We start from the raw sequence: 19,214 nt of genomic DNA on the forward strand, positions 1-19,214 counted from the left end.
ACTCCCCGCGTGGGCCGTCCTGTTCAGTTGTGCTCCGGCAGACGCCAGAGGGGTCCGTTCTTGAGTCGCTTCACCGACACCATGTTCGCCAACGCGCACACCACCAGCAAGGGGCTGGTCACCGGGGAGCCGGGCACCCCGGTGCGGCACACCTGGCTTCAGGTCCACGAACGTGCCCGCCGCATCGCGGGCGGTCTGGCCGACGCGGGCGTCGGCCACGGCGACGCCGTGGCCGTACTGGCCGGCGCCCCGGTCGAGATCGCCCCGGCCGCCCAGGGCATCTGGATGCGCGGGGCCAGCCTGACCATGCTGCACCAGCCCACTCCGCGAACCGATCTGCAGCGCTGGGCCGAGGAGACCACCGCGGTGGTGCGGATGATCGACTCCAAGACCGTGGTCATCTCCGAGCCGTTCCTGGCCGCCGCGCCGGTCCTGGAGGGGCTGGGCCTGCAGGTGTCGGTGATCGCCGACCTGCTCGGGAACGCACCCGCCGATCCGCTGGACACCGCCGACGACGACCTGGCGTTGCTGCAGTTGACCTCGGGCTCAACGGGTTCACCCAAGGCGGTACGGATCAGCCACGCCAACGTGGTGGCCAACGCCGAGGCGATGACGATCGGCTGCGATTTCGACATCGACACCGATGTCATCGTCAGCTGGCTGCCGTGCTTCCACGACATGGGGATGACGGGATACCTGACGGTGCCGATGTACTTCGGGGCCGAGCTGGTCAAGGTCACGCCGATGGACTTCCTGCACGATACGTTGTTGTGGGCCAGGCTCATCGACAAGTACAAGGGCACCATGACGGCGGCCCCGAACTTCGCCTACAACCTGTTCGCCAAGCGGTTGCGCCGACAGGCCGTGCCGGGCGAGTTCGACCTGTCCTCGTTGCGCTGGGCGCTGTCGGGCTCCGAGCAGGTCGACCCCGACGACGTCGAGGATCTCTGCGAGGCCGGCGCACCCTTCGGGCTGCGGCGCGAGGCGGTCATCCCCGCCTACGGCATGGCCGAGACCACGGTGGCCGTATCGTTCTCCGCGTGCGGGGCCGGGATGACCGTCGACACGGTGGACGCGGACCTGCTCTCGGCGCTGCACCGCGCAGTGCCCGCCACCCGCGGACGGACCCGCCGCCTGGTGTCCCTGGGCAAGCCGCTGAACGGGTTGCAGCTGCGCATCGTCGACGAGGACGGCGCCCAGGTGCCCACGCGCGCCGTCGGTGTCATCGAGGTGCGGGGCGCCTCCGTGACCACCGGCTACACCACCGAAGCCGGGTTCGTCGGCGCGCAGAACGAGTGCGGCTGGTATGACACCGGCGACCTCGGCTACCTCACCGAGGACGGCGACGTGGTGGTCTGCGGACGGCTCAAGGACGTCATCATCATGGGTGGGCGCAACATCTACCCGACCGACATCGAACGCGCCGCCGCGCGGGTCGACGGAGTCCGGCCCGGTTGCGCCGTCGCGGTACGCCTCGACGCGGGGCTGACGCGCGAATCGTTCGCGGTCACGGTCGAATCCAGGGCGTGGCCAGACGGCGGGGAAATGCGCCGCATCGAACGCCAGGTGGCCCACGAGGTGGTCGCCGAGGTCGGCGTCCGGCCGCGCAACGTGGTGGTGCTGCAGGTGGGCATGATCCCGAAGACACCGTCGGGGAAGCTCCGCCGCGCGCACGCCCTGGCGCTGTTCGGCTGAGTCATCGCCGCCCGAGAGTACATTTGGGCCCACGATGACCGAGTACGACGCCCAGCCGGGCCGGACGCCTCCGGCACCGCAGCTGACGGCCGGGCAGCTCCACGCTGACGACCTCGACCTCACCGCGGGGCTGGCGGGGGTGGCGGGTATCGTCGCCGGCGCCCGCGGCCTGTCGGAGATGCTCTGCGAGATAGCCGAATTCGCGGTCCGCGCGATTCCCGGGGCCGACGGCGCCGGGGTCACCGTGGTCCGGCCCGACCAGGACGCTCCGCACGCGGAAACCTGGTCGGCCACCGTCGACTTCGTCCGGGAGATCGACGCCCTGCAGTTCGGGGCCCTCGGCGAGGGACCGTGTCTGACCTGTATGCGATCGGGGCGGCCGACGGTCAGCGGCTCGCTCGGCGCCGACACGCGGTGGCCGCGGTTCGGCGGCCGGGTGGCACGCATGGACGTGCATTCGGTGCTGGCACTGCCGCTGACGGTGGACGAGCGGATGACCGGAGCGCTCACCGCCTACGCCCGCACCCGCGACGCATTCGCCGAGCATGCGGTGCAGCTGGGTACCCAGTTCGCCGGGCCGGCCGCCGTCGCCGTCTACAACGCGCGGCTGCTGGACCGGGCCCGGGAGCGCACGGAGCAGCTGCGCCGGGCGCTGGACAGCCGTGCGGTCATCGACCAGGCGATCGGCATCATCCGCGGCCGCAGCGGCGAGGACGCCGAGCAGGCGTTCGACCGGCTGACCCGGATCAGTCAGGCCGAGAACACCAAACTCAGCGTGGTGGCCGAGCGTCTGGTACAGGAGGCGGTGCGGCGCGCCCGCGCCGGCCGTTCCGCCGGCTGAGCCGCCTGCGGCCGGGTCTCACCCGTAGATCGGCTGGCCGTCGTCGCCGATCTCGTAGCGCTCGACCCCGGACTGCACCCGCGGCGCGTCGGCACCCAGGGCCACCGCGATCTTGTTGCTCGCGTTGCGCATCACATCCAGCGTCAGCTCCACCGCCTCGGCGTCGCTGAAGTGCTCACGGACGTCGTCGGCGGGTTGGCCCACGGCGAACGGCGCCCAGATCAGCGCGTCGGCGTAGCGCAGCGCGGCCTTGTGCCGCTCGCTCAGCTGCGCCGAGGACTCGTAGTCGGCGATCTCGCCGTAGAGCATCTCCGAGCCGCCGGCGTCCAGCGCGCTGCCGTCGCGCAGCGACCGGCACAGCCGGCAGTTGTGTGCCGCCGCACCGCGCAGGCGCACCATTTCGCTGGTGACCGGGTCCAGTGCGTGCATCCGGGCGACGGTCGGCGCGAACCCGTTGAGCAGCAGATCGGCCGGGTCGCTGTCGTGATCCCAGCCTGCGCCCCCGCGCGGGGCGGCGATGCCGAGGGCGTCGAGCCCGGCGTAGGCGCGCGGGGCGAAGTCCGCGATGAACACCAGCGCGGCCGCCGCGAACGCCCGGTCCCCCAGGGCGCCGACGAACGCCTCCCGCAGCTGCGGGGTCAGGGCCGAGACGTCGGCGGCGAACTGCTCGGCGAACTCGGTGACCGCCGGCCCGGCGCCACCGGTGCCCGCCTCGTCCTCGACGGGCAGCGGCGGCAGGCCGACGGTGGCCGCGCACACCCGCCGCACGGTCGCGTTGACCTCGGCCAGCCCCGCCGGAGACAGCGCCACCAGCGACGACAGCTGCTCGACGGCCTCCCCGTCGGTCTCCGCACCGGACCCCGCGCCGGCCCCACCCTGGCTCACGGCGCGAGTGTATTGCCCCCACGGCACCGCGTACCTGGAAAAAGCCACGAAAAAGCCGCGAATAGCCCCCGAAAACCCCAGAAAAACCCTGAGAACCGGACGAGACCGGACCGGTGGCCGGGCCGCCCCGGCCCGGTTCAGCGCCGGATCGCCGCGTAGTAGCCCTCGATGTGCGCACGCACCAGCTCCGCCGCCTTGGCTCCGTGGCCCCGGGCGACGGCCTCCACGATGTCGCGGTGTTCGCAGCGCAGGGTGGCCGCCGCCGCGGACCAGTCGCCCAGCTGTGGCACCCCCGCCATCACGTAGTCGTGGATGGAATCGCGCAGCGAGGCCATCATCGCCTCGACGACCACGTTGCCCGCCAGGCCCGCCAGCGCCACGTGGAAGGCCGCGTCGCGGCGCAGGAACTCCTCGGGGCTGAGCCCCTCGTCGTCCATCTCGGCCAGCATGGCGCGCACCTCGGCGAGATCGGCTCTGCGCGCCGCGGCCTCGCGCAACGCCCAGGACTCGAGCAGGACCCGGGTGCTGACCAGGTCGGCGATCGGCAGGAACCGGGTGGCGATGTGCAGCCGCAGCGCCGCGCCGATCGAGGTCGCCGGGTCCGCGACGACGATGGCACCCGCCTCGGGGCCCGAGCCCACCGCGGTGCGCACCACCCCCATCGCCTCGAGGACGCGCAGAGCCTCGCGCACCGAGGAGCGGCTCACCGACAGGTCCTCGGCCAGGGCGCGCTCCCCCGGCAGCCGGTCGCCCACCGTCAGCGCGCCCGCGCTCAGGTCGTGTTCGATGCGTTGCAGGACGAGCTCGTGGGCGCGCATCCGGTCAGAATACCCGCACGGGCGGCTGTGGTCCGACCACAGTGTTATTGTGGTCGGACCACAGCCCGGACCCGTGGAGAAATCATGCGAATCGCCCTGTTCGCCACCTGTCTGGCCGACGCGATGTTCCCGCAGGCGGCGATCGCGACGGTCACCCTGCTCGAGCGCCTCGGCCACGAGGTGGTGTTCCCCGCCCGCCAGACCTGCTGCGGCCAGATGCACGTCAACACCGGCTATCTCGACGAGGCGACCACCCTGGTGCGCCACCACGTCGAGGCCTTCGAGGGCGCCGAGGCGGTGGTCGCACCCTCGGGATCCTGCGTCGGGTCGGTGCGCCACCAGCACGCCATGGTGGCCCGCCGCGCCGGCGACACCGGACTGGCCGCCCGCGCCGAGGCGGTGGCCGCGCGCACCTACGAACTGTCCGAACTGCTCGTCGACGTGCTCGGTGTCACCGACGTCGGCGCCTACTACCCGCACCGGGTGACCTACCACCCCACCTGCCATTCCCTGCGGATGCTGCGGGTCGGCGACAAACCCCTGCGACTGCTGCGGGCGGTGCGTGGGCTGACTCTGGAGGAACTGCCCGCCGCGGACTCCTGCTGCGGGTTCGGCGGCACGTTCGCCATCAAGAACGCCGACACCTCCACCGCGATGCTCGCCGACAAGATGGCCCACGTGATCGACACCGGCGCCGAGGTCTGCACCGCGGGCGACTCCTCGTGCCTGATGCACATCGGCGGCGGGCTCAGCCGCATCCGCTCCGGCGTGCGCACCGTGCACCTCGCCGAGATTCTGGCCGCCACCGAGCCGGCGGTCGCACGGTGACCGCCTTCCTGGGCACCCCGGGCGTCGGGAACCTGCGCGGCGACGTGCCGTTCCCCGCGGCCGCCCGGGACGCCCTGCGGGACACCCAGATGCGGCGCAACGTCGGGCACGCCACGGCCACCATCCGCGCCAAACGCCTGGCGGCGGTGGCCGAGTGCGACGACTGGGAACAGCTGCGCGCCGCGGGCAGCGCCCTCAAACAGGACGTACTGGCTCGGCTGCCCGAGCTGCTGGAGGAACTGGAGCGCAACGTCACCGCGCGCGGTGGGGTGGTGCACTGGGCGCGCGACGCCACCGAGGCCAACGAGATCATCGCCGGCCTGATCCGGCGCCGTCCCGGCGGCGAGGCCGTCGACAGCACGGTCGATGAGGTCGTCAAGGTCAAGTCGATGGCCACCCAGGAGATCGGCCTCAACGAGTACCTCGAGGAACGCGGGATCGCCGCGATCGAAACCGATCTGGCCGAGCTCATCGTCCAGCTCGGCCACGACAAGCCCAGCCACATCCTGGTACCCGCCATTCACCGCAACCGCAGCGAGATCCGCGAGATCTTCCTGCGCGAGATGCCCGGCGCCGGCGCGCTGACCGACGAGCCGCGGGTGCTGGCGATGGCCGCCCGCGAGCATCTGCGACGCAAGTTCCTCTCGGCGAAGGTCGCGATCAGCGGCGCCAACTTCGGGGTGGCCGAGACGGGCACCCTGGCGGTCGTCGAGTCCGAGGGCAACGGCCGCATGTGCCTGACCCTGCCGAGGACGCTGATCACCGTGATGGGCATCGAGAAGGTCGTACCCAGCTTCGCCGACCTCGAGGTGTTCATGCAGCTGCTGCCGCGCTCCTCGACGGCCGAGCGGATGAACCCGTACACCTCGATGTGGACGGGCGTCCATCCCGGGGACGGGCCCGAGGAGTTCCATCTGGTGCTGCTGGACAACGGCCGTACCCGGGTGCTCGCCGACACCGTGGGCCGGGAGGCGCTCAAGTGCATCCGCTGCAGCGCCTGCCTCAACGTCTGCCCGGTCTACGAGCGCACCGGCGGGCACGCCTACGGTTCGGTGTACCCCGGGCCGATCGGGGCGATCCTGAGCCCGCAGCTGACCGGCACCGACGGCCACCACGACCCGAACGCGTCGCTGCCGTTCGCCTCGACCCTGTGCGGCGCCTGTTTCGACGCCTGCCCGGTGCGCATCGACATCCCGAGCATCCTGGTGCACCTGCGGGCCGCCGCGGTCGACGCCGAGCGCCCCGGGCTGCCCGGCGGTCAGGACGTGGCGATGAAGACCGCGGCCTGGGCCATGGGGGGCCCGCGGCGTTTCGCGCTCGCCGAGAAGGCGCTGTCGGCCGGGCGGGCCCTGGCCGGCTCCGACCACCGGATCACCGCGCTGCCCTGGCCGGGCTCACGGTGGACGTCCAGCCGTGACATCCCCGAACCGCCCGCCGAGACCTTCCGGCAATGGTGGGCCCGCACCCACGGAGACCGACGATGAGCACCGAGTCCAGAGCCGACTCCGGGGCCGACCCCAGAACCCTTGTGCTGCAGCGGGTGCGCGCCGCGCTGGCGGCCTCCCCCGCCGAACCGGTCACCGTGCCGCGCGACTACGACCGCCACCCGTTGACCGGCTCCGGCGACGTCGACCGGTTCGTCGAGACCGTCGACGAGTACCGCGCCCGGGTCCACCGCGTCGACGCGGCGGCGATCGCGCCGACGGTCGCCTCGCTGCTGCCGGCCGGGGCGCGGGTGGTGATCCCCGCCGACCTGCCGCGGCGCTGGGCCGAGGGCCTCGACGTGCTCGTCGATGAGCCCGGCGATCCCCTGCCGGTCGCCGTTCTCGACGGGGCGGACGCCGTGCTGACCGGTGCCGCGCTCGGCATCGCCGCGACCGGCACCATCGTGCTCGACGCCGGTACCGCCCAGGGCCGGCGGGCGCTGACGCTGGTGCCCGACCACCACCTCTGCGTGGTGTTCACCGATCAGATCGTCGACACGGTGCCGCAGGCGTTCGCCGCGGTGGACGCGCGGCGTCCGCTGACCTTCATCTCCGGACCCAGCGCCACCAGCGACATCGAGCTCGACCGGGTGGAGGGGGTACACGGGCCGCGCACCCTGGACGTGCTGGTGATCGACCGCGATTAGCCGCCACCGACCGTGGACGCGCGGATCACCAGCTCCGGCTCGAACACCACGTGTTCGGCGGTGTGGCCCTCCGGGTTCTCCGCGGCGTCGAGCAGCAGGTCGACGGCCGTCGAACCGATCGCTCCCGTCGGCTGCCGCACCGAGGTCAGCGGCACCACCGCCGAGCGGGCGAAGTCGATGTCGTCATAGCCCACCAGCGCCACGTCCTCGGGCACCCGGCATTCGCCGAGCAGCGTCAGCGCCTGCAGCACCCCGATCGCCAGCAGGTCGTTGGCGCAGAACACCGCGTCGGGGCGGCTGCCGGCGGGGCGGTCGCGCAGCTGCTCGCCCACCGCGCGCCCCTCCAGCACGGTCAGCGCGGGGGTGTCGATCACCTCCAGCCGCGCCCCGGGGGTCTCGTCGATGGCCAGGCCGGCGCCGCGGCGGCGGTCGCGCACCTGGCGCAACTCCGACGGGCCACCGACGAAGGCGATGCGCCGCCGCCCCAGCGCGCACAGGTGCGACACCGCCAGCCGCGCACCGTTGACGTCGTCGACGGCCACCGAGTCGAACGGGGTTCCGCTGCCGTCGCGGTCCACGAGCACCACGGGGGTGCCGCGGCGGTGCAGGGAGGTCAGCCGGCTCAGGTCGTCGCCGACCGGCGAGACCAGCAGCCCGAACACCCGCTGCTCGTCGAAGGCGTCGATGTAGGCGCGTTCCCGGCCGGGGTCGTCGTCGGAGGTGCCCAGCAGCACCGTCAGGTTGTGCTCACCGGCGCGGCGCTCGGCGGCGCGGGCCACGTCGGTGAAGAACGGGTTTCCGACGTCGAGCACCACCAGGCCGACGCTGCGGGAGCGGCCGGCGCGCAGCTGGCGGGCGGCGTCGTTGCGCACGAAGCCGAGCCGGTCGATGGCGGCCTGCACCCGCGCCACCGTCGCCGGGGCCACCTTGTCCGGCGCGTTCAGCACGTTGGAGACCGTGCCGATCGACACCGAGGCGGCCGCGGCCACCTCCCGCATACTCACCACGCCACCATCACACCAGATGTGCGGCGCGGTCCGCGTCAACCGACCTCGACCGGCTGGGCGCGCCGGGCCCGGCTGTCCCGCGGCACGTAGCGGCGCACCGGGAAATGCCGGACCACCAGCGCCCGCAGCGCCTCCAGGTCCCCGCGCACCAGCCCGCGGGCCCGCGCCGTGAGCAGGACATTGCCCAGCGCGGTGGCCTCCACTGGTCCGGCCAGCAGCGGCAGGCCGAGCCGGTCGGCGGTCAGCTGGCACAGCAGCCGGTTCTGCGAACCGCCGCCGACGATGTGCACCATGCTCACCCGGGTCCCGGACAGCTCGGCGGCCGCACGCACCGTGCCCGCGAACGCCGCCGCGAGGCTCTCCACGATCGCGCGCACCATCTGCGCGGGCCCGGCCGGGGCGAGCAGTCCGCGATCGACGTACCAGTCCCCGATGCGCCCCGGCATGTCGCCCGGCGGCAGGAAGCGGGGATCGTCGGTGTCGAACACCGCCACCGGGGCCGGCGCGGCGGCCGCCTCGGCCAGCAGCGTGGACAGGTCGGCGGGCCGGCCCTCGCGCTCGTACTGGCGCACCGTCTCCGACAGCAGCCACATCCCCATCACGTTGTGCAGGAACCGGACCCGGCCGTCGGCACCGACCTCGTTGGTGAAGTTGGCCGCGCGGGCCTCGGCGGTGGCCACCGCCTCCGGCAGCTCCACCCCGACCAGACCCCAGGTGCCGCAGGAGATGTAGGCGGCGTCCTCGGAGCGCATCGGTGTCGCGGCCACCGCCGAGGCGGTGTCGTGCGACGCCGCCGAGACCACCTCGGTGCCCGCCGCGATCCCGAGCGCCGAGGCGATGTCGGCCAGCAACGGCCCCCGCACCGAGCCGGGTTCGACGAGATCGCCGAACAGGTGGTCGCCAATCCCGAGCCGCGCCATCAGGTCGCGGTCCCAGCCGCCGTCCAGTCCGAGCAGGCCGGTGGTGGAGGCGTTGGTGCGTTCGGCGGCCGGCTGCCCGGTCAGCCAGTAGTTGATCAGGTCGGGGATCAGCAGCACGGTGTCGGCCAGATCCAGCACACCCTCGGCCCGCTCGACGGCCAGTTGATAGACGGTGTTGAACGGCAGGAACTGTAACCCGTTGCGCTGGTAGAGCTCCGCGGGCGAGATCCGGTCGTGCACCAGTTCGACCCCGCGTTCGGTGCGCGCGTCGCGGTAGTGGTGTGGGGTCGACAGCAGCCGGCCGTCGCGCAGCAGCCCGTAGTCCACGGCCCAGGAGTCCACGCCCACACCGCACAGGTCGTCGGCGGTGCGTCCGGCCGCGGCCAGGCCCTTGCAGATGTGGCCGAACAGTCCGGCGATGTCCCAGTGCAACGCCGAGCGCCGGCCGTTCCACAGCCGCACCGGCTCGTTGGGGAACCGGGCCACCGGGCGCATGGCCAGCCGGTCGCGCCCGACATCGGCCAGCATCACCCGTCCGCTGGTGGCGCCGACGTCGACGGCGGCCACCTGGCCGCCCGTCATCGCAGGAACGCCGCGGCGACGCCGGCGTCGACGGGGACGTGCAGGCCGGTGGTGTGCGAGAAGTCCGCGCTGCACAGGGCGAAGGCCGCGTTGGCGACGTTCTCCGGCAGCACCTCCCGTTTCAGCAGGGTGCGCTGGGCGTAGTACTTGCCCAGATCCTCCTCGGCGACGCCGTAGACGGCCGCGCGTTTGGCGCCCCAGCCCCCGGCGAAGATGCCCGAGCCGCGCACCACCCCGTCGGGGTTGATGCCGTTGACCTTGATGCCGTGCTCGCCGAGCTCGGCGGCCAGCAGCCGGACCTGGTGGGCCTGGTCGGCCTTGGTCGCCGAGTAGGCGATGTTGTTGGGGCCGGCGAACACCGAGTTCTTCGACGAGATGTAGAGGATGTCGCCGCCGAGGTTCTGGTCGATCAGCGCCCGCGCGGCGGCCCGCGACACCAGGAACGAGCCGCGGGCCATCACGTCGTGCTGCAGGTCCCAGTCGGCGGCGGTGGTGTCCAGCAGCGACTTCGACAGCGAGAGCCCCGCGTTGTTGACGACGATGTCGATGCCTCCGAAGGCCAGCACGCAGGCGTCGACGGCGGCCTGCACCGCGGCCTCGTCGGTGACGTCGGCGGCGATGCCGACGGCGACGTCGGCGTTGCCGATCTCCTCCGCGGCGTCGCGGGCCTTCTGCGCGTCCAAGTCCGCGATCACCACGCAGGCGCCCTCGGCGGCCAGCCGGGTGGCGATGGCCTTGCCGATGCCCGAGGCGGCGCCGGTGACCAGCGCGATGCGGGTGGCAAGCGGCTTGGGCCGGGGCATCCGCGCGAGCTTGGCCTCCTCCAGCGCCCAGTACTCGATGCGGAACTTCTCGGACTCGTCGATGGGCGCGTAGGTCGAGATCGCCTCGGCGCCGCGCATCACGTTGATGGCGTTGAGGTAGAACTCGCCGGCCACCCGTGCGGTCTGCTTGTCCTTGCCGTAGCTGAACATGCCCACCCCGGGGATGAGCACGATCGCCGGGTCGGCACCCCGCATGGCGGGGCTGTCGGCGGCGGCGTGCCGCTCGTAGTACGCCCGGTAGTCGGCGCGGTAGGCCTCGTGCAGCTCGGCGAGCCGGGCCTTGCAGTCCTCGACGGAGGCCTCGGCGGGCAGGTCGAGCACCATCGGCTTGACCTTGGTGCGCAGGAAGTGGTCCGGGCAGCTGGTGCCCAGCGCCGCCAGCCGCGGATGTTCGCTGCCGGAAAGGAATTCCAGCACCCGCGGGTCGTCGGTGAAGTGCCCGACCTGCGGCTTGTCGGTGGAGGCCAGCCCGCGCAGGAACGGTGCCAGCGCGGCGGCCTTGGCCCGGCGCCGCTCGTCGGGCAGCGCGTGGTGGCCCGCCAGCTCCGTCCCGAAGGGCCGGCTGCGGCCGTGCTCGTCGATGTAGCGCTGGGCGGTCGCGATGATCTCCGACGAGTTCGCCTCGGCCTGCTCGGAGCTCTCACCCCAGGCGGTGATGCCGTGCCCGCCCAGGATGGTGCCGATGGCCTGCGGGTTGCGCCGCCTGATCTCGGCGATGTCCAGGCCGAGCTGGAACCCGGGCCGGCGCCAGGGCACCCACACGACCCGGTCGCCGAAGATCTGCTTGGTCAGCGCCTCGCCGTCGGCGGCCGTCGCCAGCGCGATGCCCGAGTCGGGGTGCAGGTGGTCGACGTGGGGGGCGTCGACCAGGCCGTGCATCGCGGTGTCGATCGACGGTGCCGCGCCGCCGCGGCCGTGCAGGCAGTAGTCGAAGGCGCCCACCATCTCGTCCTCGCGGTCCACACCCGGGTAGGTGTCGACCAGTGCCCGCAGCCGGTCCAGCCGCAGCACGGCCAGGCCGGCCTCGGTCAGGGTGCCCAGGTCACCCCCGGAACCCTTGACCCACAACAGTTCCACCGGCTCGCCGGTGACCGGGTCGGTCTCGGTGCCCTTGGCGGAGGTGTTGCCGCCGGCGTAGTTGGTGTTGCGCGGATCGGCGCCCAGCCGGTTGGAGCGGGCGATCAGCTCGGCGACGGCCGGGTTTGTGTCGGTGCTGGTGTGCTCGGTCATGTCATGCTCCCCAGGAGGATTGGCTTCCGCCGATGCGTTCGGCGTTGATCGTGTCTTGGTATCCGGACTCGGCGTAGGCGGTCATCGGGTCGGCGGGCAGGCCGCGTTCGGTGCGCCACCGCGCCAGCGCGGGCCGCACGTCGGTGTAGAAGGCGTCCATGACCACACCGTTGGCGCCGAGTACGTCGCCGGCCTCCTGCGCGGCGGCCAGGGCGTCGACGTCGACCAGCAGCGCCCGCGCCGTCATCTCCTGCACGTTGAGCACCGAGCGGATCTGGCCGGGGATCTTGGCCTCGACGTTGTGGCACTGGTCGAGCATCAGGGCCAGGTCGCCGGCGCCCGCCGCCTGCCCGTCGCCGCGCTCGGCCGGGCCGTCGAGCCCACCGCCGCGGATCACCTCGAACATGATCCGGAACAACTGGAACGGGTCGGCGGCGCCGACGATCAGGTCGTCGTCGGCGTAGAAGCGGGAGTTGAAGTCGAAGGATCCCAGCTTGCCCAGCCGCAGCAGCTGGGCCACGATGAACTCGATGTTGGTGCCCGGCGCGTGGTGGCCGGTGTCCAGGCACACCTTGGCCCGCTCCCCCAGCGCGCTCACGTGCGCATAGGAGGTGCCCCAGTCCGGCACGTCGGTCATGTACATGGCCGGCTCGAAGAACTTGTACTCCAGCACCATTCGCTGATGCGCTCCGATGTGCTGGTAGATGGCCGCCAGCGATTCGGCCAACCGGTCCTGCCGGCCGCGGATGTCACCCTGCCCCGGATAGTTGGTGCCGTCGGCCAGCCAGATCTTGAGGTCCCGCGAGCCGGTCTGATCCATGATCTCGATGCAGGCCAGGTGATGGTCGATCGCCTTCTGCCGCACCGCCTTGTCGGTGTGGGTCAGGCTGCCGAACTTGTAGTCGTCGTCCTGGAAGGTGTTGGAGTTGATGGTGCCCAGCGTGACCCCGTGGTCGCGGGCGTAGCCGCTCAGCGCCCGGTAGTCGTCGACCCGGTCCCACGGGATGTGCAGCGCCACCGAGGGGGCCAGGCCGGTGAGGCGGTGTACCGTCGCGGCGTCGGCGATCTTCTCGAAGACGTTGCGCGGGGTCCCGGGGGTGCCGAAGACCTTGAAGCGGGTACCGGAGTTGCCGAAGGCCCAGGAGGGCAGTTCGATGGCCAGGTTGTCCAGGATGGGGTTCATCAGGCCATCGCCCTTCCCGCGTTCGCCACCTGCGACGAGATGGGCTCACCGTAGCGTTCGGTCTCGATCTGGCGCAGACTCTTTCCGCGGGTGTTGGGCGCCCAGATCGCGCCGATGACCAGCGCGATGGTCAGCAGGACGACCAGCAGGATACCGACGGTCATCAGTCCCGTGACCGCCAGCAGCGTGGGGAAGAAGTAGCTCAGCAGACCGGTGGCGCTACGGCAGACGAAGAACATCAGACCCTGGGCACTGGCTCGATAGGGCGTCGCGAAAAGCTCACTGGCCCAGAGACTGTAGAACGCCTGGGCGCCGATGCCGCTGGAGACGCCCCACAGCACGGCGAAGGCCAGCATGGTGGGGACTCCGCCGTCGGTGAAGGTCACCAGGACGATCCAGCCGATGATGCCCAGCGCGGCACCGAACACGTAGAACCAGCGCTGCGAGACGTGGTCGGCGTAGCGCATGAAGCCGAAGTAGGTTGCGGCCACCGTGCACGCCCACACCAGGACCTGCAGCATGTTCTGCGCGACGGGACTGTGCAGGCCGGCCGTGTCGTACACCCGCGGCATGAAGATCCCCGCCTGTCCGGCCACGGTGTTCCAGAACAGGTAGATCCCGCCGAGGAAGAGCAGCGCGGTGACGTTGACCCGCTTGGACAGCAGTCCCCGCAGCCCGCGGCTGCCGACGGTCGCCTGCAGCCGGCTCGACTCGTGGAGCCCTTCGTCCTTCCAGATCTGGGGTTCCTGCAGGCCCTGGCGAATCCACCACACCACGCCGGCGACGACGAACAGGTGCATGAAGATCAGCCGCGACCCGAGCAGGCCGAGCGGCGCCAGCGCGGCGGCCAGGGCGAAGCCGATCAGCGGGCCGACCGACCACGCCAACTGTGCCGTACCCACGTGCTTGGCCCGTTCCTCCGAGGGCGCCTGCTCGGCGATGAAGGTCCAGGAAGCCGGGACCCCGGCACCCACGGCGATGCCGGTGATCACGAATCCCAGCAGCAGCATCGTGAAGTTGACCGCGGTCGCGGCCAGGAGGACACCGACCATGTAGACCAGCAGGTCGTAGGTGTAGATGGCCTTGCGGCCGAACCGGTCGCACAGCGGCCCACCCAGGATCGCGCCGATCGCGGCACCGAAGGCGTTGGCGCTCAATGCCGCCAGCAGACCGACGGCGAAGTTGCTGATGCCGAACGCGGCCTGCCAGAACGCCAGGCTGGTGGCGATCGCGATGATCGAGCCGGCTTCGATGTAGTTCGACATCGCCACGGCGATGGTCGCCCGCCAGCCCGTCGTGGTGCGTGCTCCGATTTTCATGGGATTCCTCGTGTCGTGGTGCCGATGGTAGGTCTGGGTCCGCCTCAGGCGAGGTGGAAGTACTCCGACAGGGGTTGCATGGCGCGGTCCGGACCCCGATCGAGGTCGCCGGCGCCGCGGAAGTACTGGGCCATGCCGGCCTGCCACTTCGCGTTGACGTCGGTCTCGGCCATGCGCTGCTGGGCGGCGGCGAAGTCGTCGGTTTCCAGATAACCGACCACCAGCCCGTCGTCCTCCCGGACGAACAGCGAGTAGTTGTGCCAGCCCGCGTCGCGCAGGGCCGCCAGCATCTCGGGCCACACGTGCTCGTGTGCGGCCAGGTAATCGGCGACCCGGTCGGGCTTGAGCTGCAGCAGGAAGCAGACCCGTTCCGACCTGCCCGCCGACCTGGCCTCCGACATGGCCTCCGACACCGCGCCTCCTTGGATTGAAACGTTTCAATTCGTGAGTGCAGTCACAGTAGGACCGGAACGTGCGGGGTGTCAAGCGCCGCGGACGGGCGTCCTGGTCCCCCGTTCAGGGGGCCGTTCTGCGTACTGGCGTGAGATGCACATCAGGGTCGCGAGTTCCGGCCCCGGAGCCGCGACCCCGGTGCACATCTCGCCGTAGCAGCGGAGATGGGTTACCGGCAGGACGGAGCGCACCGCAGCCGGTCCGACCGACCGGCACTGGGGCCGGCGGCCACGGGGGCCCGACTATTGGGCCCGGGCTATTGGGCCTGGCTCACCGAGGACATGTGGAAGTCGGGAATCCGCAACGAGGGCATCGCCGCGCGGGTCGCCCAGTCGCCCCACTCGCGCGGCAGCGTCACCTCGGCGCGGCCCGCCACCGTGGCGCGCCGCAGCAGATCCAGCGGCGACTCGTTGAACCGGAAGTTGTTGACCGCCCCGGTCACCTCGCCGTCCTCGATCAGGTACACCCCGTCGCGGGTCAGCCCGGTCAGCAGCAGGGCGGTCGGGTCCACCTCGCGGATGTACCACAGCGTGGTCAGCAGCAGGCCGCGCTCGACGCCGGCCACCAGATCGGCCATCTCGTCGGGCCCGCCCGTCATCACCAGGTTGGTGCACGGGATCGCCACCGGCGCACCGAATTCGGCGGCATCGGCGCGGGGATAGGCCAGGGCGTTGATGGAGCCGTCCCGGATCCAGTCGACCCGCCCGATGTCGAGGCCGTTGTCGAACACCGACGCGGTCTCCGAGGAGGCGCCGGTGGCCACGAACGGCGTGCATTCCAGGCCCGGGGCGAACGGATCCGAGTACAGCGTCAGGCCCAGATCGGTGAGCTTCTCCCCCACCCGGGTCCCGCCGCCGGGCGCCGCCAGCGCGGTGCGGCCCTCCTGGGCGCCGCGGCCGTCCATCGTCCAGCCCAGGTAGATCATCATGTCGGCCACCGTCGAGGGCGGCATGATCGTGTCGTAACGCCCGGCGGGCAGCTCGACGGTGCGCTCGGCCCAGTCCAGTCGCATCGCCAGCTCGGCGAGCAGACCGTCCACGGGCACGTCGGCGAACCACGGTGTACCCGTGCCCGCCCAGGCACTGGCCCCGCCGCGTTTGGCGTTGATCTCCACCGAGCCGGTGGGCTGGGTGTAACGCCGGCGCACCCCGGTCGAGATCGCCAGGAACGTCGTCTCCACGGTGTGGTGGGCGAACCCGTAGAGCGTGTCCGGCCCGGCGAAGCCGCGCGAGAGCCCCGCGGCCACGTCGGCGAAGGCCGCCGCGCTGGTGCCGGGCAGCGGGTCGCCCCAGTCCGGCGGTAGCGACGTTCCGGTGGTTCCGGTCAGCAGCGGGAAGGCGTCGCGGGCGGCCGGGGCCGACTGCGCCGCCGCCTGCGAGGCCGCCACCAGCGCGGGCAGCACCGCCGGGTCCACCTCGCTGGAGGCCACCGAACCGACGTGCGCGGACTCGCCGCGCCGCACGATCGACACCACGGTGAGCGTGCGCGACACCGACACCCCGTTGGTGGTCATCGAGTTTCCGGCCCACCGCAGCGAGGCCTCGGAATGCTCGCGGACCAGCACGATCGTCTCGTCGGCGTTGCCGGCCTGCGCGGCGATGGCCAGGGCCTGCTCAACGACGTCCTGTGCGGGGATCACCGGGACCCTTCCTCTCGGGTGTTGAGCACGTTGACCCCACGGAACAGCGCCGACGGGCAGCCGTGGCTGACCGGCGCGACCTGGCCGGGCTGGGCCTTGCCGCAGTTGAACGCGCCGCCCAGGCGCCACGTCGACGGGCCGCCCACGGCCTCCATGGCATTCCAGAAATCGGTGGTGGTGGCCTGGTAGGCGACGTCACGCACCTGACCGTCCAGCCGGCCGTCGCGGATCCGGAAGAACCGCTGACCGGTGAACTGGAAGTTGTAGCGCTGCATGTCGATGGACCAGCTCTTGTCGCCGACGATGTACAGACCGTCGGACACCCCGGCGATCAGGTCGTCGGTCGAGATGTCCTGGGCCGACGGCTGCAGGGACACGTTGGCCATCCGCTGGATCGGCACGTGGTGCGGCGAATCGGCGTAGGAGCAACCGTTGGAGCGGGTCAGCCCCAGCTTGGGCGCGAACACCCGGTCGAGCTGGTAGCCGACGAACAACCCGTCGCGCACCAGATCCCAGCGCTGCGCGGCCACCCCCTCGTCGTCGAAGCCGACGGTGGCCAGGCCGTGCTCGACGGTCCGGTCGGCGGTCACGTTCATCACCGCCGATCCGTAGCGCATCACGCCGAGCTTGTCGGGGGTGGCGAAGGAGGTGCCCGCATAGGCGGCCTCGTATCCGATCGCGCGGTCGTACTCGGTGGCGTGCCCGATGGACTCGTGGATGGTCAGCCACAGGTTGGTCGGGTCGATCACCAGATCGGTGGGTCCGGCGACGACGCTGGGCGCCTTGACCTTCTCGGCCAGCAGCTCCGGCAGCGCGGCCAGCTCGGCCGTCCAGTCGAAGACGTCGTCGCCGCCGAGCATCTCCCAGCCGCGCCCGGCCGGCGGCGCCAGCGTGCGCATCGACTCGAACGCGCCAGCGGCGGCGTCGACGGCCACCGCCTCCAGCACCGGCATGATCCGCACCCGCTGCTGGGTGATCGACGAGCCGAACGTGTCGGCGTAGAAGGTCTGCTCCTTGACCGCCCTCATCGCCGCCGACACATGGTCGATCCCGTCGGCGGCCTGCAGGCGGCCCGAGTACTCACCGAGCACCGCGATCTTCTCCGCGGTCGGGACCTCGAACGGGTCGACCCGGTAGTCCGACACCCAGCCGGCGTCGCTGTACACCGGCTCGGCGGCCAGCTCGATGCGCTCGGCGTTGAGCGGGGCCAGCGCCATCGCCACCGCCACCGCCTGCCGCGCGGTCTCGGCGGCCATGTCCGGGGACAGCTCGGCGTGCGAGGCGAACCCCCACGTGCCGTCGACGATCACCCGCACGGCCAGGCCGACCTCGCGGTCGACCACCGAGGTCTCCAGCTCGCCGTCGCGCAGCGCGACGAGCTCGGTGGTGATGCGGTGGATACGCAGGTCGGCATAGCTGGCGCCGGCGGCTCTGGCCGCGGTCAGCGCCGCGTCGGCCAGCAGATGCCGCGGCAGTGCCAGGAAGTCGGCGTCAACGGAGCGGGCAGTCACGCCTGTCTACCGTAGTGACACTCAGTGCACGCCTTCCATCTGGCGGCTGATCCACGGCGCGATTGCGAACACGATCACACCCACGGCGACGGCGACCAGCCCGAGGATGCCGAAGTAGGCGACCTCGCGGTCGGCGTCGTAGTAGCCGGCCAGCAGCCCCGACATCGCCGTGCCCAGACCCACCGAGAAGAAGTACAGCGCCATCATCTGCGCGCGGAACGCCTCCGGGGCCAGCTTGGTGGTCACCGACAGCCCGATCGGCGAGAGCAGCAGCTCGGAGACCGCGAACACCGCCATGATCGCCATCACCAGCAGCGCGGGCACCGTCGCGCCCGACATGCCGGCCAGCGGCACGAAACACAGGAACGCCAGGCCCATGCCGATCACCCCGTAGGCGAACTTGCGGGGCGTGGTCGGCGCGCGGTTGCCCAGCCGCGTCCACATGATGGCGAACACCGGTGAGAGCAGGATGATCCACACCGGTTCGATCGAGCCGATCCAGCTCGACGGGGCGGTCCAGCCGAACACCGACCAGTTCATCCGCTCATCGGAGTACACCGCCAGCACGGTGAAGATCTGCTGGAACAGCGACCAGAACACCGCGTTGGCGATGAACAGCGGGATGAACGCCCGCACCCGTACCCGCTCCTCGGCGTCGACGCGCTCGCTGGTGAGCATGATCGCGAAGTAGCCCAGCGAGGCCACGATGATGACCCCGGTGGTGACCTGCGACAGGTTGGCCAGCGTGATCAGACCCAGCGCGACGGCCACGGCGATCACCACCACCCCGGCGATCAGGATCCCCACCGTGCGGGCGATACCGCTGCGCGGCAACGGGTTCGGCACATGGCGGCCGTGCTCGCCGAGGTTGCGGCGGAAGATCACGTACTGGGTCAGCCCCAGCGCCATGCCGATCGCGGCGGCGCCGAAACCGTAGTGGAAGCCCAGGTTGGTCTGCAGCAGGCCGGTGATCAGCGGGCCGACGAACGCGCCGAGGTTGATGCCCAGATAGAACAGCGTGAACCCGCCGTCGGCGCGGGGATCGCCCTTCTCGTAGAGCGTGCCCAGCAGCGAGGAGGCGTTGGCCTTCAACGCCCCCGACCCCAGTGCCACGCACACCAGGCCCACCCCCACCCCGGACAGCCCGGGCAGCACCGCCAGCGCGATGTGGCCGATCATCACCACCCCGTCTCTTATACACATATCCCAGCCCACGCGACCGAGGCTGACCTCGTCTGCCGTCTCCTTCTTTAACAAAAAAAAAAAATATAAATAACAACGATAGTCCGACACACAACCTACTTGCAATACATACACTAATGTCACATTAGACAGTAACACCTACTAA

At 71.3% G+C, this 19,214-nt stretch carries 16 protein-coding genes; 5 read left to right on the top strand and 11 right to left on the bottom strand.

Annotated elements, in window-relative coordinates; all coding sequences use genetic code 11:
* The first annotated feature begins 60 nt into the window (after window positions 1–60).
* Together CSR00_RS13795 and CSR00_RS13800 are read left to right on the top strand one after the other, a co-directional pair.
* Window positions 61–1,695: a fatty acyl-AMP ligase gene (locus CSR00_RS13795; RefSeq protein WP_099022976.1), complete on the top strand. Its 1,635-nt coding sequence runs from the start codon at window positions 61–63 to the stop codon at window positions 1,693–1,695.
* Between the two features lie 34 nt (window positions 1,696–1,729).
* Window positions 1,730–2,536, top strand: coding sequence for a GAF and ANTAR domain-containing protein (locus tag CSR00_RS13800; RefSeq protein WP_099022977.1), 807 nt, complete (start codon window positions 1,730–1,732; stop codon window positions 2,534–2,536).
* An 18-nt stretch (window positions 2,537–2,554) separates the two neighbouring features.
* Here CSR00_RS13800 and CSR00_RS13805 read toward each other — a convergent pair whose 3' ends face one another.
* Together CSR00_RS13805 and CSR00_RS13810 are read right to left on the bottom strand one after the other, a co-directional pair.
* The gene (locus CSR00_RS13805) at window positions 2,555–3,421 is read right to left on the bottom strand and encodes a carboxymuconolactone decarboxylase family protein (RefSeq protein WP_245906002.1); all 867 of its coding nucleotides are present in this window, start codon (window positions 3,419–3,421) and stop codon (window positions 2,555–2,557) included.
* Window positions 3,422–3,558: 137 nt separating this feature from the next.
* On the bottom strand, window positions 3,559–4,239 hold the full coding sequence (locus tag CSR00_RS13810) for a FadR/GntR family transcriptional regulator (RefSeq protein ID WP_099022978.1): 681 nt from the start codon (window positions 4,237–4,239) through the stop codon (window positions 3,559–3,561).
* Between the two features lie 84 nt (window positions 4,240–4,323).
* Here CSR00_RS13810 and CSR00_RS13815 point away from each other — a divergent pair, with 84 nt between their 5' ends.
* From CSR00_RS13815 to CSR00_RS13825, 3 genes are read left to right on the top strand one after another with little or no spacing between them, the layout of a single operon-like run.
* Window positions 4,324–5,067 (top strand): (Fe-S)-binding protein, encoded by a 744-nt coding sequence (locus CSR00_RS13815; protein WP_099022979.1) that lies wholly within the window; start codon window positions 4,324–4,326, stop codon window positions 5,065–5,067.
* Window positions 5,064–6,551, top strand: a complete 1,488-nt coding sequence (locus CSR00_RS13820) for a LutB/LldF family L-lactate oxidation iron-sulfur protein (protein ID WP_099022980.1) — start codon at window positions 5,064–5,066, stop codon at window positions 6,549–6,551. The genes CSR00_RS13815 and CSR00_RS13820 overlap by 4 nt, the downstream gene beginning before the upstream one ends.
* Window positions 6,548–7,198, top strand: coding sequence for a LutC/YkgG family protein (locus CSR00_RS13825; protein ID WP_218014484.1), 651 nt, complete (start codon window positions 6,548–6,550; stop codon window positions 7,196–7,198). Before CSR00_RS13820 ends, CSR00_RS13825 begins: the two co-directional genes overlap by 4 nt.
* Here the strand turns inward: CSR00_RS13825 and CSR00_RS13830 are convergent.
* From CSR00_RS13830 to CSR00_RS13870, 9 genes are all read right to left on the bottom strand, one after another.
* Window positions 7,195–8,196: a LacI family DNA-binding transcriptional regulator gene (locus CSR00_RS13830; protein WP_176562052.1), complete on the bottom strand. Its 1,002-nt coding sequence runs from the start codon at window positions 8,194–8,196 to the stop codon at window positions 7,195–7,197. The genes CSR00_RS13825 and CSR00_RS13830 overlap by 4 nt on opposite strands.
* A 44-nt stretch (window positions 8,197–8,240) precedes the next feature.
* Entirely contained in the window at window positions 8,241–9,707 is a 1,467-nt protein-coding gene (locus tag CSR00_RS13835; RefSeq protein ID WP_099022983.1) for a rhamnulokinase, read from the bottom strand.
* Window positions 9,704–11,761 (bottom strand): bifunctional aldolase/short-chain dehydrogenase, encoded by a 2,058-nt coding sequence (locus CSR00_RS13840; protein WP_099022984.1) that lies wholly within the window; start codon window positions 11,759–11,761, stop codon window positions 9,704–9,706. Before CSR00_RS13840 ends, CSR00_RS13835 begins: the two co-directional genes overlap by 4 nt.
* A gap of 1 nt (window position 11,762) precedes the next feature.
* The gene (gene rhaI, locus CSR00_RS13845; RefSeq protein ID WP_099022985.1) at window positions 11,763–12,944 is read right to left on the bottom strand and encodes an L-rhamnose isomerase; all 1,182 of its coding nucleotides are present in this window, start codon (window positions 12,942–12,944) and stop codon (window positions 11,763–11,765) included.
* Window positions 12,944–14,263 (bottom strand): MFS transporter, encoded by a 1,320-nt coding sequence (locus tag CSR00_RS13850; RefSeq protein ID WP_099022986.1) that lies wholly within the window; start codon window positions 14,261–14,263, stop codon window positions 12,944–12,946. Before CSR00_RS13850 ends, rhaI begins: the two co-directional genes overlap by 1 nt.
* Window positions 14,264–14,307: 44 nt before the next feature.
* Entirely contained in the window at window positions 14,308–14,664 is a 357-nt protein-coding gene (locus CSR00_RS13855; RefSeq protein ID WP_099022987.1) for an L-rhamnose mutarotase, read from the bottom strand.
* A 308-nt stretch (window positions 14,665–14,972) separates the two neighbouring features.
* Window positions 14,973–16,355, bottom strand: coding sequence for a metallopeptidase TldD-related protein (locus tag CSR00_RS13860; RefSeq protein WP_099022988.1), 1,383 nt, complete (start codon window positions 16,353–16,355; stop codon window positions 14,973–14,975).
* Entirely contained in the window at window positions 16,352–17,866 is a 1,515-nt protein-coding gene (locus CSR00_RS13865; protein WP_099022989.1) for a TldD/PmbA family protein, read from the bottom strand. Before CSR00_RS13865 ends, CSR00_RS13860 begins: the two co-directional genes overlap by 4 nt.
* 21 nt (window positions 17,867–17,887) lie before the next feature.
* Window positions 17,888–19,207, bottom strand: coding sequence for a peptide MFS transporter (locus CSR00_RS13870; RefSeq protein WP_328514709.1), 1,320 nt, complete (start codon window positions 19,205–19,207; stop codon window positions 17,888–17,890).
* Window positions 19,208–19,214: the final 7 nt, after the last annotated feature.

The sequence above is a fragment of the Mycolicibacterium palauense genome (assembly GCF_002592005.1).
Taxonomy (GTDB): Bacteria; Actinomycetota; Actinomycetes; order Mycobacteriales; family Mycobacteriaceae; genus Mycobacterium; species Mycobacterium palauense.